Origin of the sequence: Pseudomonas paraversuta (genome assembly GCF_904063065.1) — a bacterium.
Classification (GTDB): Bacteria; Pseudomonadota; Gammaproteobacteria; order Pseudomonadales; family Pseudomonadaceae; genus Aquipseudomonas; species Aquipseudomonas paraversuta.
On the sequence record NZ_CAJFCL010000005.1, the window covers coordinates 252,701 to 267,293 of the forward strand.

The following is a 14,593-nucleotide window of genomic DNA, read 5'->3' on the forward strand; positions in this document are numbered from 1 at the left end:
GATGGTCAGCGACATGGTTGTATGCCGATTTGTGCATTTCTGCGCTGTGCTGCTGATCTTTGGCGTCAGCGCATTCAGGCCCTTGCTGCTGGCGATCAAGCCGTCACCTGCGATTGATGGTCTGTTGCACAGATTTTGCTGCGCTCTGGCCTGGCTGGCGTTGGTCAGCGGCCTGGCCTGGTTACTGCTGACCACCCATTCGATGGCCGGCAGCTGGCCTGAGACCCTGGACCCCGACACTCTCTGGCTGGTGTTGGGCAGCACTTTTTTTGGTCAGGTCTGGGCCGGGCACCTGCTGTTCAATGTGTTGTTGCTCGTTGCGCTTTATGCAAATTCCGGTTTTAAGGCCGCGTGGATCTTCAGCGTGCTGTTGCTGGCCACCCTGGCGCCAGTGGGGCATGGCGCGATGCTGGATGGCTGGCGCGGTCAACTGCTGATGCTCAACCAGTTCATTCACCTGATGTGTGTCGGGGCCTGGGTTGGCGGCTTGTCGGGGTTGTTGCTGCTGCTCACTCGTCCTGCCGGGCAAAGTGTGGACCGGGTGCTGCGGCGCTTCAGCAATCTGGGGTTTGTGCTGGTGGCCGGGATCATTGTGACCGGTCTTATCAATACCCGGGTTCTGACAGGTGCACTTTGGCCTACGCCGCTGTTCGAAGGTTTCGCACTGATCCTGCTGATTAAAGTGACCCTGGTTGGCGTGATGCTGTTGCTGGCGTTGTTCAATCTGCTGATGAGCCGCGCTGGCCACTTTGCTGTCTTGCGCAACAGTGTGGCGCTTGAGTGGTTATTTGGCTTGATGGCCGTGGCTGCTGTTTCACTACTGGGGACCTTGCCACCGCTGATCGTCAGGTGAGTACCTGCTCATAGTGTGAGTGGCGGGGTTGCTGGGCACCTTGTGGTGGCATCTGCTCGGTAGGAGCGAGCCTGCCTCGCGATAGCCTCAGGCGCATCGCGAGGCAGGGGGGCTAGATGACCAGAAACAGCGCCATCAAGCCGCCGAAAATCGCCCATTTTTCCAGGTAGTAGCGCGTGCGATTGCGTTTTTTCAGTTCCTTGCCGCGCAGGCGGATTTTGTACAGCCTGGTAAACGCGCGGTTCAGGGCACCGGTTTTATCGCCGGTATCGTTGGGGGCGCTGGCCGACGCCATGACCGTGCGGCTGAACCACTGATTGAAGGCTGCTGCCCAGCGATATTGCATGGGGCGCTCCACATCGCAGAACAGGATGATGCGATTCTCAGCGGTGGTGTTTTCGGCGTAATGGATGAAGGTTTCGTCAAACATCACGGCTTCGCCGTCGCGCCAGGAGTAGTTCTGCCCGTCGACGTTGATATAGCAGCCCGGATCATTCGGGGTGTCCAGGCCCAGGTGAAAGCGCAACGAGCCCGCATAAGGGTCGCGATGACGTACCAGCTTTGAACCGGGTGGCAACTCGGCAAACATGGCCGCCTTGATGATGCCGATACCGTTGAGCAGCTCAATGGTGCGTGGGCACATTTCAACTGCCGACGGATGATTGTCGCCATACCACTTGAGATAAAAGCGCTTCCAGCCACTCTTGAAGAACGAGTTGAAACCGACATCATTCGGTTGCTCAGATCGTTTGATTTCGCCTGCCTGCATCAAGTTGCGCGCTTCGTCGCGGATCTCCATCCAGTGATCCTGCAAGGGTTGTAACTGCGGGAAATCTGCCGGTTTCAAATAAGGCTGGCTGGGAACTTTGGAGAACAAATACAGGAAGCAGTTGATGGGCGCCAGGAAGGTCGAGTGATCGCTCAGCTGGCGCCCCAGTTTATGGCGAACTTTGCCCCGCAGGTGCACATGCGCAATGGACAAAACGTAAACAGCAATAATGATGAGTTTCAAAAGTATCGTCACAAGTCAGGAGAGCGCTCCCCTGCATGCACGCAAGTAGCCCGACCTCTTGCAGGAGGTATCGGGCGCTGGTGTCTCTGGAGGGGAGCCAAAGTGTAAGGTTAAAACAGCACTTTGGGCTTTTTCCAGCGTTTCATGAAGTTTTTGTAGAGATTCACTTGCAGTCTTTGGTCGGATTGCGGATGGGTTTTTTGCAGGCAGTACACCGGGTCACGGCATCATCAGGTGTGATCAATGCCTTTGGCGCCCAGAGATTGGTACATCCGGAAGTGCTGAGGATCCAGCCAGCTTTCTACCTGTTCCATAAAGCGCCCGTGCCGGTCGAAAGTTGTGCGCAGGGCCTTGAGGAAAACGGTTCCTGCGGTTCGTCCCAGGAGCAACGCGTCTTCTGCACCGAGGGGGGCCGCGCTGATCCATTGATCACCGCTCTCGGCTACAAAGCCGTAGGCGGCCAAAGTGATAGTCAGCGAGTCATCTATCAGTCCGGTTCGTGGCAGGCCTTCGAGGCCGCCGGTGGCGGGCATGAGCGAGCGCTCCAGGGAAATGGCGGTGTCATTGTCACGGCGGCGGCGAACCAGAATGACGAATCGGCTCAAGCCAAATTGAGGTGCCAGCTCCGGGCGCTCCAGGGTCTGGAGTTGCAGAAGCTCAGTGCAGATCCTGGCGCCTGTGTTGGCCAGGGCCTGAGTCCAGCCGTTATTCTGGTCGAGGGTAATGCCGTCGTAGGTGACGATGGCGCTGCCTTCGGCCTGCATGGCGATGTATCTGCGCCTTTCCAGCTCGGCCAGCGCTTCGCGTAGCGTGCCGGTGCTAACCCGCAGTTCCAGGGCTAGTTGCTCTTCGCCGGGGAGGGGATGGCCGTCTGCCAATAGACCGCTTTCGATACGCTGGACGAGCTCGTTGACTACCTGTTGTCTCTGGTCAAATCGTGGGTGCTTTATCATTCCCTGAGTAATAGTTGAGCAATGCCGGTTCAGCAACAAATGAGCGGGTGAAAGGGGGCGGTTACGGGAGTGCAAGCTGCCTTGAACCCTGCCGGTGTTCAGGGTTCAAGGCGTGGCGCAGGCAATGCTGTCAGCCGCAGGCTTTGAGGTTGACCGGGCCGACGAACTCGTTACCACGGCCCATGACGCAGGCTACGGCCTGATTCCGTTGACGCTCCCAGGCCTGGACCGGGTAGGTCTTGTTCCACGCTTCATACAGTTGCCGATCTTGCTTGGACAGGCGCAGGTCGTAGCGTTTGCTCATGTAGAAGTAGGTGCGTGCAATCATGCCGCGAATCGACGGCCGGGGCATGACCTTCTTGGCTTTGAAGTCGACCTGGGTCAGGCATGAACCGTATTGGCCCGCCTGCGCGGGGAGCCAGCCAAAACTGAAGTTGCTTCGGTCTCCGTTGACCTCGCCGATGCTGGGCACCAGGTTGTGCAGGTCGGCCTCTGCCACTTTGTAGACCGGGTCGTGGCGGGTGCAATTTTTTCGACCGCCGCTTTGCCAGCATTGGCGCTGGTGGCCAATTTGCCAGGCGGGAACTATGTGTTCCCACTCGATACGGGCTGCACGATTGGCGTTCTTCCTGGGTACATACCCGCAGGCTTTGAGATCAACCCGGTTGCCGGTGTATTTACAGCCACAATAGAACTCGGTGGACTGTGGTGCATAGAGTTTCCAGGCGACTTTCTTGGCTTCGCTGAAGGTCTGCGGAGCCGCAGCATGGGCACTTATAGCGGTAAAGAGGCTGGCTAATGCCAGTATACGAACCCTCATTGACTCAATCTTCCTCTGGTACGGTCCAGAAAACATTGACCCCGCCATCATCGCGATGGGCGATTGTGACATTGTCGTTTTCGGAGATCTCTTCTAACAGGCGCTCCCAGAATTCGGGATTGTCGCCCTCCAGTCGTTCAAGCACCGCCATTTTGTCTTTTTGAGCTTTAGGCGAGCTGATGATTTTTTGTATGCGGGTTCCGAAAATTTCGTAGGGGCTTGGAAGGGGTGGCGCTTTGACCGGTTTTTTAGCCATGATGCGATCCTTGGTTGCTGTATGGGCATACAGTATTTAACTGTATGGGATTTGGCAACTGTTTGAATTCATTTGGCTGCGGATCGGACTGCGTTTTTTTGGTTTAGTGCGAGAAGGGGAGAAAAATCAATTAATTGGACCACTCACCGGGGAGGTTGAGTGGTTTCAACGCCGGGCACTGGGCAGTGTCCGGCGTGGATCAGATCAATACTCCCAGAACATCCGCTGCAGTTCTTTGCTGTCTTGGGTTTTGGTCAGGGCGACCATGGCCAGGATGCGGGCTTTTTGCGGGTTCAGGTCGTGGGCGACAACCCAGTCGTATTTGTCGTCAGGTTGTTCTGCGTTACGCAGTACGAATCCGCCGTTATTAACGTGGGAAGAACGGATGATTTGGATGCCGTCTTTGCGCAGGGCCTGCAGGGTAGGCACTACACGCGAGGACACGGAACCGTTGCCTGTGCCAACGTGGATGATGGCTTTGGCGCCGGCCTGTGCAAAGGCTTTGTAGGCAGTGTCGTCGACGTTGCCATAGGAGTAGGCGATGCCTACGTTTGGCAGGGACTTGATGTTTTTGATGTCGAACTCGGAATCCATGGTGTGACGCTTGGCCGGCAAGCGGAACCAGTAAGATTTACCTTCAACCACCATGCCGAGCGGGCCCCAAGGGCTCTTGAATGCTTCGGTCTTGATGTTCATTGATTTGGTGACATCACGGCCCGACTGGATCTCGTCGTTCATGGTGACCAGTACACCTTTGCCCCGTGCTTCTTTGCTGCCGGCTACCGCCACGGCGTTGTACAGGTTGAGCATGCCGTCTGCGGACATGGCAGTGCCCGGGCGCATGGAGCCGACGACGATGATCGGCTTGTCGGTTTTTTCGACCAGGTTGAGGAAGTAGGCCGTTTCTTCGAGGGTATCGGTGCCGTGAGTGATGACGATGCCATCGACATCCTCGCTGTCAGCCAGTTCGGCGACGCGGCGGCCCAATTGCAGCAAATTGTCGTTGGTGATGCTTTCGGACGCGATTTGCATGACTTGCTCGCCGCGTACGTTTGCCAATTGGCTCAGTTCGGGAACACCGGCAATCAGTTGGTCGATACCCACTTTGGCGGCGGTGTAGGTCGCGCTGTTGGCTGCGCTGGCACCTGCGCCGGCAATGGTGCCGCCGGTTGCCAGGATGACAACGTTAGGTTTGGTGGTCTCTTGTGCCTGAACGGCAGGCATGGCCAAAAGAAAGGCCAGGGCGGCCGGAACAATGGTTTTTAACACAGCAGGTTTCATTATTTTCTCTCTTATTGGTGGGCTTGCTGATGTACCGACATCGAGCACCGCACGTGCCTTCTCTTGCGCACGCGCTGCCTAACAAAGCACTAACTGTGCCACTGCAAAGTGTATTTTTGATGCATCTAACTATTTGATTTATATGAATAAATTATTGTTTGTTTTTTACATTGGGCAGTTCTGGACGGTTTTCCGAACAGCGGGCGGTTATTTGTTCGGAGACTCGACCGTTTGTCGGCTCGTTACAGTCTGTTTTTCACGTTGACAAAAAACCAACCGCTTTACATAGTGAGGTTCAAGCAAACGTTTGCGCGGTGCTTTTAGAGCCGTATTCTCTGGGCTCTGACCCTGTATTTTTTCAGGCTTTATCCGGGCCGGACGTTGCTCACAATAATCATAAGATCGGAGTTACTGCCATGAAGCTGCCCTTTGCTGGACGCCTTCTCGCTGTCGCCATGTTGGCCGCAGCCTCCCTGACCCTCTCTGTTGCTCACGCCGATACTGCTCAAAAACCCAAGGTGGGTTTGGTGATGAAGTCGTTGGCCAACGAGTTCTTTGTCACGATGCAGGACGGTGGCAAGGCCTATCAAAAGGCTCATTCTGCGGATTTCGATCTGGTCTCCAACGGAATCAAGAATGAAACCGACACAGCCGGTCAAATTGACATAATCAATCAGATGATCATTGCCAAAGTCGATGCGCTGGTAATTGCTCCTGCAGACTCCAAAGCACTGGTTTCGGCGATCAAGAAAGCCCGGGATCGCGGAATCGTAGTGGTCAATATCGATAACCAGCTCGACCCCGAAGTGCTGAAAAGCAAAGGTATCGAAGTACCGTTCGTGGGCCCGAACAACAGAAAGGGCGCGCGTGAAGTCGGGGACTATCTGGCGAAGCAGCTGAAGCCGGGCGATGAGGTGGGCATCATTGAAGGTGTATCGACCACCACCAATGCGCAAATGCGTACCGCAGGCTTCAAGGATGCAATGGACGCCGCAGGGATGAAAATTGTGTCGACGCAATCGGGCGACTGGGAAATCGACGGTGGCAACAAAAAAGCTGCGGCCATGCTCAGTGAATATCCGAACCTGAAGGCGCTGCTGGCGGGCAATGACAACATGGCCGTAGGGGCAGTGTCGGCAATCCGTGCGGCGGGTAAAGCAGGCAAGGTGCAAGTCGTGGGCTATGACAACATTGATGCGATCAAGCCGATGCTGGAGGACGGCCGTGTACTTGCCACGGCTGATCAGGCGGCTGCCGAACAGGCCGTGTATGGCATCCAGACCGCGCTCAAGCTGCTCAAGAACGAGCCGGTGGAGAACCTCAAGGATGGCGTGATTGATACTCCGGTCGAGCTGATAACCAAAAAATAGTCCCATTCGCTGTCACAGACACCTGCCCGGTCGGGCAGGTGCCCGGAGAAGTTTTATGTCTGCTCCCAATGCCAGCGTGGTCCTGTCAGTCAGCGGGATCGGCAAAACCTATACACAACCCGTTTTGACGGGCATCGATCTGGCGTTGTATCGCGGTGAAGTGCTGGCCTTGACGGGCGAAAATGGCGCCGGAAAAAGCACGCTGTCAAAAGTCATCGCCGGTCTGGAGTTACCGACCCAGGGGCAGATGCAATTCAATGGCCATGCCTACACGCCAGGCAGTCGTTCAGAGGCTGAGCGACAGGGGGTGCGTATGGTCATGCAGGAGCTCAATCTGCTCCCCACCCTGACCGTGGCCGAGAACCTGTTTCTGGATAATCTGCCCGGCCACCTGGGCTGGATCAATCGCAGGCAATTGCGCAAGTCCGCCATTGAAGCAATGGCCCAGGTAGGCCTGGAGTCCATAGACCCTGACACATTGGTCGGCGATCTTGGCATTGGTCACCAGCAAATGGTGGAAATCGCCCGTAATTTGATTGGCGATTGCCATGTGCTGATCCTGGATGAGCCGACGGCCATGCTGACGGCCCGTGAAGTCGAGATGCTGTTTGTTCAGATCGAGCGGCTTCAGGCTCGCGGCGTGGCAATTATTTACATCTCCCATCGGCTGGAAGAGCTGGCGCGGGTGGCGCAGCGCATTGCTGTGCTGCGTGATGGCAGCCTGGTGTGTGTTGAGCCGATAGCCAACTACAGCAGCGAGCAATTGGTCCATCTGATGGTAGGGCGCGAACTGGGCGATGCATTGGAGCTCGGGACGCGCCAGTTGGGTGAGACGGCGCTCAGGGTCTCGGCGCTGGGTCGGTCAGACAAGGTGCGGGATGTCTCATTTGAAGTCAGAAAGGGCGAAATATTTGGCATTTCAGGTTTGATCGGAGCCGGGCGGACCGAGCTCTTGCGGTTGATCTACGGTGCTGATCTGGCAGATAGCGGCACCGTTGCAGTCGGGTCCCCGCTGCAGGTGGTCAAGATCCGTTCGCCGGCGCAGGCCGTCAAACAAGGGATCGCCCTGATTACCGAAGACCGCAAAGGTGAGGGCCTGCTATTGACCCAGTCGATCAGTGCCAACATAGGCTTGGGCAATATGCACCGGGTTTCCAGTCTGGGGCTGGTGAGCGGTGTGCAGGAGGCTGCGCTGGCGCAACGCCAGATCGACGCGATGGGCATCCGCAGTTCAGGACCCGGGCAGGTGGTGTCGCAACTTTCCGGCGGTAACCAGCAGAAGGTGGTCATCGGCCGCTGGCTGGAACGCGACTGTACGGTTTTGCTGTTTGATGAGCCCACCCGTGGCATCGATATCGGTGCCAAGTTTGATATCTACCGTCTGCTTGGTGAACTGACCCGTCAGGGCAGGGCGCTGGTGGTGGTATCGAGTGACCTGCGTGAACTGATGTTGATCTGTGATCGTATCGGTGTGCTGTCAGCAGGGCGCCTGATAGAAACGTTCGAGCGTAACAACTGGAGTCAGGAGCAGCTGCTGGCAGCCGCTTTTGCAGGTTATCAAACACGAGATGCGTTGCTCGCAGAAGCAACGCCAAAGGAAGCCTCATGAAGTCCACCGCCGCCGTGCAAAAAAGTGCACGCAACTATTACGGAACCGGCACTTATCTGGGGCTGGCTGGCGCCTTGCTGGCCATGATTGTGCTGTTCTCAAGTCTTAGCGATCACTTCTTTTCCTACGACACGTTGAGCACGCTGGCCAATCAGATTCCGGACTTGATGGTGCTGTCTGTCGGGATGACGTTTGTATTGATCATTGGTGGAATCGACCTGTCGGTAGGGTCGGTACTGGCATTGGCGGCGTCAGCGGTCAGTGTGGCAATTCTGGGGTGGGGCTGGGGCATTTTGCCTGCGGCTTTGCTGGGCATGGCTTGTGCTGCGCTGGCAGGTACGATCACGGGGTCGATCAGTGTCGCCTGGCGAATTCCTTCCTTTATTGTTTCATTGGGCGTTCTGGAAATGGCCCGGGGCGCGGCCTATCAAATGACGGGCTCACGTACGGCCTACATAGGCGATGCTTTCGCCTGGTTGTCGAACCCGATTGCATTTGGCATTTCGCCTTCTTTCATCATTGCGTTGCTGATCATTGTCGTGGCTCAGGCGGTGCTGACGCGTACGGTGTTTGGCCGTTATCTGATCGGGATCGGCACTAACGAGGAAGCCGTTCGCCTGTCCGGTATCAATCCTAAACCGTACAAGATCCTGGTCTTCAGCTTGATGGGATTGCTTGCAGGCGTAGCTGCGTTGTTTCAGATATCGCGCCTGGAAGCCGCAGACCCCAATGCGGGGTCGGGGCTTGAGTTGCAGGTTATTGCTGCGGTGGTGATTGGGGGAACGAGTTTGATGGGCGGGCGCGGCTCCGTCATCAGCACTTTTTTTGGGGTGCTGATCATTTCGGTATTGGCCGCGGGGCTGGCTCAAATCGGCGCAACCGAGCCGACAAAGCGTATTATTACCGGTGCTGTCATAGTGATGGCAGTGGTCCTGGATACTTACCGCAGTCAACGTGCACGGCGACGGAACTGAATAATGGCAACCATTAAAGATGTCGCTGCTATGGCCGGCATTTCTTACACCACGGTTTCACATGTCCTGAACAAAACGCGCCCGGTGAGTGAGCCGGTGCGTTTGAAGGTGGAGGAGGCCATTGCGCGTCTTGATTATGTGCCCAGTGCTGTCGCGCGCTCCTTGAAGGCCAAGACCACTGCGACTATCGGGTTGCTGGTGGCCAACAGCCTGAACCCGTACTTCGCCGAGTTGGCGCGAGGTATCGAAGACTATTGCGAGCGCAACAATTACTGCGTCATTTTGTGCAACTGCGACGATGATCCTGACAAGCAGCGCAATTATCTGCGGGTATTGCTTGAGAAGCGCGTGGATGGGCTGGTTGTGGCCTCGGCCGGTGGAGACCTCGGGCTGGCGAGCGGCCTGGTCGGTGTACGAACGCCCATGGTCATTGTCGATCGCAATCTCGAAGGTATCGATGCCGATCTGGTGCGGATCGATCACGAGCTGGGGGCCTATCTGGCCACCCGTCATTTACTCGATCTGGGGCACAGGGCCATTGCCTGTATTGGTGGCCCTGCAATCACCCGTGTGGCGCAGCTACGTACTGCCGGTTATCTGCGGGCGTTGGCAGAAGCCGGAATTTCAGCGCCCGGGGCCTGGATGATCGAGAGTGATTTCAGCAGTGTCGGGGGTTATCAGGCGGCTGTCAGGCTGCTGGAAAACGACCGGCCTTCGGCTATTTTCGCCTGCAACGACATGATGGGTATCGGCGTTTTGCGGGCTGCTGCCGAGCGCAATATTCGAGTACCGGACCAGCTGTCAGTCATAGGCTTTGATGATGTGCAGATGAGTCGCTACGTCTACCCGGCGCTGACGACCGTCGGCCAGTCGATTTTGCAACTGGGTGAAATGGCAGCGCAGTTATTGTTGCGTCGTATTGCATCGCCCGGGCGGGCGGTGGAGCAGCGAATTGTGACGCCAAGTATCGTGTTGCGAGAGTCGACAGCAGCCTATGTCGGGGCGCCGGTGCAACCCTCCTGCAAATCCAATGGATGAGTGTCGATACATGCAAGCAAATGTAGTGGTGGTTGGCAGCCTCAATATGGACCTGGTCACCCGTGCAGAGCGCCTGCCGCGTCCGGGTGAAACAGTTTTCGGGCAGGCCTTTGGCACCGTCCATGGCGGCAAGGGCGCGAACCAGGCGGTGGCGGCAGCGCGTCTGGGTGCAAGCGTGGCAATGGTCGGGTGCGTAGGCACCGATGCGTACGGCGTGCAACTGCGTGAGGGGCTGGAGGCCGAGGGCATCGACTGTCAGGCGGTGCGTACTGTGGCGCAGGGTGCGAGTGGTGTCGCGCTGATCGTGGTGGATACCGACAGTCAGAACACCATAGTGGTGGTGCCGGGTGCCAATGGCTGTCTCGACGCTCAAGACATCATGACGGTTGACGGCATGCTGCAAGGGGCGAAGGTCATTATTTGCCAGCTTGAGGTGCCGATGGATACGGTCGGTCATGTCCTCAAGCGCGGGCGTGAACTGGATAAAATTGTCGTCCTCAATCCAGCTCCCGCCAGCGGGCCGTTACCGGTGCAATGGTATGCACTGGTTGATTACTTGATCCCGAATGAAAGTGAGGCCCGGGCACTCAGCGGGGTGCCAGTCGACTCCCTTGAGTCCGCAGAATTGGCTGCGCGCAGCCTGATGGCACTAGGGGCGAGCAACATCATTGTGACGCTGGGGTCGCAAGGTGCATTGCTGGTCAGTGCGCAGCGGGTCGTGCACTTTGCAGCCCCCAAGGTAGAAGCTGTTGATGCAACTGCCGCCGGTGACACCTTTGTAGGTGCCTTTTCGGCCGCGCTGGCCGCAGGCAAAGGGGAGGACGATGCGATCCGCTTTGCCCAGACCGCGGCCGCCTTGTCAGTGACCCGTGCAGGTGCGCAGCCCTCTATTCCCGGGTTGCAGGATATAAAGGACTTTGCCTCGTCATGAAGAAAACACCTTTGCTCAACATCGCGCTCTCCCGGGCTATTGCCTCGCTGGGGCATGGTGACATCGTCATTATTGCTGACGCCGGTTTGCCAGTGCCCAAGGGCGTTGATCTGATTGATCTGGCGCTGACGCAGGGGGTGCCGGATTTTTGCAGTACGCTGAGCACGGTGCTCAGTGAGATGCAGGTGCAAAGTCATGTGCTGGCGCACGAGCTGCTGCTAGCGCCTTGCCCGGCATTGTCAGGCATCGATCTGCACAACAGTCGGGGCGATTTGGGGGGCAGGAATTTGCTCGCTCACAGTGAGTTCAAGGAGTTATGCCAGCAAGCAAAAGTGATTGTTCGTACGGGAGAGTGTCGTCCTTACAGCAACATCGCTTTGATCGCAGGGGTTACTTTTTAAAAAATCATACAAGGAGTTAGTCATGTCGCGTTTTATGCAAATTTTTCATCATCTGATCAGGAGTGTCTTGTTTTTGTCCGTTCTCAGTATTTCTAGTGTTCAAGCTGCCGACAAAATTGATCTGATCATCGACACCGACCCCGGAGCTGATGACGTCGTTGCATTGCTGTTGGCGCTGGCCTCGCCCGAGCAGCTCAATGTGCTGGGGATTACCACTGTGGCGGGTAACGTTCGCCTGGACAAAACTTCGCGCAATGCACGTCTTGCCCGGGAGTGGGCTGGTCGTGAAGAGGTTCCCGTCTATGCCGGGGCTCCAAAACCCCTGGTGCGCACGCCTATCTACGCCGAGAACATTCATGGTCAGGAAGGTGTTACGGGTGTTCCGGTGCACGAGCCTGCGAAAGGGCTTGAGCAGGCCAATGCAGTCAACTACCTGATCGATACGTTACGCGCAGCCAGGCCTGGCAGTGTCACTATTGCCATGCTCGGGCCACAAACCAACCTGGCGCTGGCCTTGATTCAGGCGCCTGATATCACCAAGGGCATCAAGGAGGTCGTGGTCATGGGCGGTGCTCATTTCAACGGCGGCAATATCACTCCTGTAGCCGAGTTCAATATCTACGCCGATCCCCATGCGGCAGACGTGGTGCTGAAAAGTGGCGTCAAGCTGGTTTATGTCCCGCTTGATGTGACGCACAAGATCCTGACCAGCGACCAACGCCTGAAACAAATTGCTTCGCTGGGCAATACGGCCGGCAAATTGGTTGGCGATATTTTGAATGAGTACGTGAAGAACGATATGGCGCATTACGGACTGCCAGGAGGTCCGGTACACGATGCCAGTGTGATTGCCTATCTGCTCAAGCCCGAGCTGTTTTCCGGGCGAGAGGTTAATTTGGTCGTCGATACCCGCGAAGGCCCAACCTTCGGTCAAACAATTGCAGACTGGTATGACACGTTAAAACAGCCAAAAAACGCTTTTTGGGTTGAGAACGGCGACGCCCAAGGCTTTTTTGATTTGCTGACTGCGCGCCTGGGGCGGCTGAACTGACTTGAGCCTGTGTCGGCTTATGTCACTTTCGTAAAGTCGGGGTCTTTGTACTTTTCGAAAATTTGGCTGACAAAGGCTTTGGCCGACTCGGTGCCGAGCTCTTTGACTAACAGGTCGATACCGATGATGGCCAGCTCTTCCGGGCTTCCAGGGCTATAGGAGCACTGTCCTTGAGGCCATTTGGCTTTGATGTCTGCATCGATGGTGACTGTTGTCATGGGTATCTCAAGAGGGGGGTGGGAAACGCGATTTTAGCAAAAAGCCATGCTGATGCTATCTGGGGCTCAAAGTTAAGCATGATCCGCAGCTTTTGGCGCTTCAACTTTCGCATGTGATCGGTGTGCGTGCCACACTCGGGATTTTGAGGGCGGAACCTGCACATGCAAATTGATTTGAACGACCCTGAGGCGCTGACGGTTGATGCGGTCCGCAGGTTGTTGGCCTCGGCCAGTGACGATGTACATACTCAGTTACGCGTGACTAAGGCAGGCATTGCCTATATTTCGTCAAGTGTCGTAGGTGGCACAGACATCGACGAGCTACTTTTCAGGCTTGAAACCTGGGCCGCGGGATCGGGGTATGTCGGGAAGATAGCTGCAAGCGATGAGGTCTGGGTGATGCAGATCCACAACGCCCTGAAGGACAACTGGCCGCGCCCCCCTTTTGATTACATTGATGTTTACTAGCGGGTGTACACATTCCGTCACTATTAGGTCTGTGCACTTGTTTTTCGCTCGGGCAATATCTTGTGCCCTGCGGTTAATGTTTTTTACCGTGAGACTCTGTGCAACCTATCTGCGGAATTACTGTCGCAAAGGTTTCGACTATTTATCTTAAGGAGGCTTCATGTCTTGGAAGCTAGTGACATTGGGTTCGTTGTTGGCGGTTGTAGCGCTGTCTGGCTGTAGCACGCCGGGCACAGCAAAAGAGCCTGTCGCCGAGGCGAACAGTGGTCGTTGCGATGCTAAGGCAGCTGCATTTGTGATCGGCCAGAAGGCGTCGCCAGGGCTGCTGGAGCAGGCTCGTGTCAAGGCCGGCGCGCAGAATGCACGGATCTTGTTGCCACACGACATCATGACGCTTGAGTACCGCTCTGACCGCTTGAATCTTAATGCAGATGACAACGCGATCATTACCCGCGTCAACTGCGGTTAAGCACGTTTAGCGTTGGAGCAGGCATAAAAAACCCCGTCACATGGACGGGGTTTTTTTGTTCGAAGGAGATTTACTCCGGACGAACCTGCGCAGCTTGCATACCCTTTTGGCCTTTCTCAGCCACGAAGGAAACAGTCTGGCCTTCTTTCAGGCTTTTGAAACCGTCGCTTTCGATAGCTTTGAAGTGTACGAACAGGTCGTCACCGCCACCTTGAGGAGTGATGAAGCCGAAGCCTTTTTCATCGTTGAACCATTTTACGGTGCCGGTTTGGCGATTAGACATGGTGTATCTCCAAGAAACTTATATTTTCAGTAGTACTGTGCTGCTCAGGCCAACTGGGCACACCGAGCTATCATAGTCGAAATGTGCGGTTTGGGAGCCCCCCTGAGTGGCAGTTTGCATCATTGTTAGCATTTGTCTGGCGCTTGAAATGCCTTAAGTCCCCGTTTTATGGGGGTTTCATGGCTAAAGCAGCTTCGAAAAAAAGCAGTAAAGGATGCATTTTTTTTAGCAAAAAGACGTTTTATGGTCGCTTTTGCTCTGCTCAAGGCTTAAATCAGCCCCTGAACAGGCTCTATTTTGTTGCCCGGCAGGCCTGAATAGCATCCAGAGCCTTGGTCCGCAGCTCTACGCTCGGCATTTTTGTCTTGCTCATCAACTCTTTGATCTCGGCAGTCGAAAACTTCTCGGAAATTTTTTCTGCACCGCATGCGCAATGTTGCTGGGCGGTTTTCTGATCGACACTTTGGCTGGCCGCTGCAGTGCAATCCTTCATGTATGCCTCTTTTGCACCGGCGGGCCAATTATCGGCCTGGGCACTGAGGGGTAAGAGGAATGCCAGTGGTGCAACGAGGGCAAGCAGGTGAGTCAAGCGCATGTGATTCTCCT

18 protein-coding genes are annotated in these 14,593 nt (G+C 55.9%); 10 read left to right on the forward strand and 8 right to left on the reverse strand.

The genetic code is table 11. The features are described 5' to 3' along the window. Window position 1: 1 nt before the first annotated feature. Entirely contained in the window at window positions 2–853 is an 852-nt protein-coding gene (gene copD, locus JQ845_RS12545) for a copper homeostasis membrane protein CopD (protein ID WP_203009131.1), read from the forward strand. Between the two features lie 112 nt (window positions 854–965). On the opposite strand, the gene lpxO is transcribed toward copD, so the two are convergent. The 5 genes from lpxO to JQ845_RS12570 all read right to left on the reverse strand — a co-directional run bounded on the left by lpxO (window position 966) and on the right by JQ845_RS12570 (window position 5,175). Beyond that, entirely contained in the window at window positions 966–1,865 is a 900-nt protein-coding gene (gene lpxO / locus JQ845_RS12550; protein ID WP_003442116.1) for a lipid A hydroxylase LpxO, read from the reverse strand. Window positions 1,866–2,095: 230 nt separating this feature from the next. Further along, window positions 2,096–2,818 (reverse strand): GntR family transcriptional regulator, encoded by a 723-nt coding sequence (locus JQ845_RS12555; RefSeq protein ID WP_127196302.1) that lies wholly within the window; start codon window positions 2,816–2,818, stop codon window positions 2,096–2,098. A gap of 130 nt (window positions 2,819–2,948) precedes the next feature. Continuing rightward, window positions 2,949–3,638: an endonuclease gene (locus JQ845_RS12560; RefSeq protein ID WP_003442120.1), complete on the reverse strand. Its 690-nt coding sequence runs from the start codon at window positions 3,636–3,638 to the stop codon at window positions 2,949–2,951. A 4-nt stretch (window positions 3,639–3,642) separates the two neighbouring features. After that, window positions 3,643–3,894 carry a DUF1654 domain-containing protein gene (locus JQ845_RS12565; RefSeq protein ID WP_003442121.1) on the reverse strand — a complete coding sequence of 84 codons (252 nt, stop codon included), beginning with the start codon at window positions 3,892–3,894 and terminating at the stop codon, window positions 3,643–3,645. Between the two features lie 204 nt (window positions 3,895–4,098). Then, window positions 4,099–5,175, reverse strand: coding sequence for an asparaginase (locus JQ845_RS12570; RefSeq protein ID WP_003442123.1), 1,077 nt, complete (start codon window positions 5,173–5,175; stop codon window positions 4,099–4,101). A gap of 416 nt (window positions 5,176–5,591) precedes the next feature. On the opposite strand from JQ845_RS12570, the gene JQ845_RS12575 reads away from it, so the two are divergent. The 7 genes from JQ845_RS12575 to JQ845_RS12605 are packed head-to-tail and all read left to right on the forward strand — an operon-like array spanning window position 5,592 to window position 12,549. Then, window positions 5,592–6,545 (forward strand): sugar ABC transporter substrate-binding protein, encoded by a 954-nt coding sequence (locus tag JQ845_RS12575; RefSeq protein ID WP_003442126.1) that lies wholly within the window; start codon window positions 5,592–5,594, stop codon window positions 6,543–6,545. A 55-nt stretch (window positions 6,546–6,600) separates the two neighbouring features. Beyond that, window positions 6,601–8,154 (forward strand): sugar ABC transporter ATP-binding protein, encoded by a 1,554-nt coding sequence (locus JQ845_RS12580; protein WP_003442127.1) that lies wholly within the window; start codon window positions 6,601–6,603, stop codon window positions 8,152–8,154. Next, on the forward strand, window positions 8,151–9,128 hold the full coding sequence (locus JQ845_RS12585) for an ABC transporter permease (RefSeq protein WP_003442129.1): 978 nt from the start codon (window positions 8,151–8,153) through the stop codon (window positions 9,126–9,128). Before JQ845_RS12580 ends, JQ845_RS12585 begins: the two co-directional genes overlap by 4 nt. 3 nt (window positions 9,129–9,131) lie before the next feature. Continuing rightward, window positions 9,132–10,166 carry a LacI family DNA-binding transcriptional regulator gene (locus JQ845_RS12590; protein WP_003442131.1) on the forward strand — a complete coding sequence of 345 codons (1,035 nt, stop codon included), beginning with the start codon at window positions 9,132–9,134 and terminating at the stop codon, window positions 10,164–10,166. Between the two features lie 10 nt (window positions 10,167–10,176). Next, a complete protein-coding gene (gene rbsK / locus JQ845_RS12595; RefSeq protein WP_161718934.1) occupies window positions 10,177–11,097 on the forward strand; it encodes a ribokinase in 921 nt (306 codons plus the stop codon). Beyond that, window positions 11,094–11,498 (forward strand): D-ribose pyranase, encoded by a 405-nt coding sequence (rbsD, locus tag JQ845_RS12600; protein WP_003442157.1) that lies wholly within the window; start codon window positions 11,094–11,096, stop codon window positions 11,496–11,498. The genes rbsK and rbsD overlap by 4 nt, the downstream gene beginning before the upstream one ends. Before the next feature lie 22 nt (window positions 11,499–11,520). After that, complete coding sequence (locus JQ845_RS12605; protein ID WP_010656383.1) at window positions 11,521–12,549, forward strand: nucleoside hydrolase; 1,029 nt, start codon at window positions 11,521–11,523, stop codon at window positions 12,547–12,549. 17 nt (window positions 12,550–12,566) lie between these two features. On the opposite strand, the gene JQ845_RS12610 is transcribed toward JQ845_RS12605, so the two are convergent. Next, entirely contained in the window at window positions 12,567–12,767 is a 201-nt protein-coding gene (locus tag JQ845_RS12610) for a hypothetical protein (RefSeq protein ID WP_003442163.1), read from the reverse strand. Between the two features lie 162 nt (window positions 12,768–12,929). Here JQ845_RS12610 and JQ845_RS12615 point away from each other — a divergent pair, with 162 nt between their 5' ends. Further along, on the forward strand, window positions 12,930–13,235 hold the full coding sequence (locus tag JQ845_RS12615; RefSeq protein ID WP_003442167.1) for a hypothetical protein: 306 nt from the start codon (window positions 12,930–12,932) through the stop codon (window positions 13,233–13,235). A 160-nt stretch (window positions 13,236–13,395) separates the two neighbouring features. Beyond that, window positions 13,396–13,704, forward strand: a complete 309-nt coding sequence (locus tag JQ845_RS12620; protein WP_003442169.1) for an I78 family peptidase inhibitor — start codon at window positions 13,396–13,398, stop codon at window positions 13,702–13,704. Window positions 13,705–13,774: 70 nt separating this feature from the next. On the opposite strand, the gene JQ845_RS12625 is transcribed toward JQ845_RS12620, so the two are convergent. Beyond that, entirely contained in the window at window positions 13,775–13,987 is a 213-nt protein-coding gene (locus JQ845_RS12625) for a cold-shock protein (protein ID WP_003179963.1), read from the reverse strand. A gap of 292 nt (window positions 13,988–14,279) precedes the next feature. Beyond that, complete coding sequence (locus JQ845_RS12630) at window positions 14,280–14,582, reverse strand: hypothetical protein (RefSeq protein WP_003442172.1); 303 nt, start codon at window positions 14,580–14,582, stop codon at window positions 14,280–14,282. Window positions 14,583–14,593: the final 11 nt, after the last annotated feature.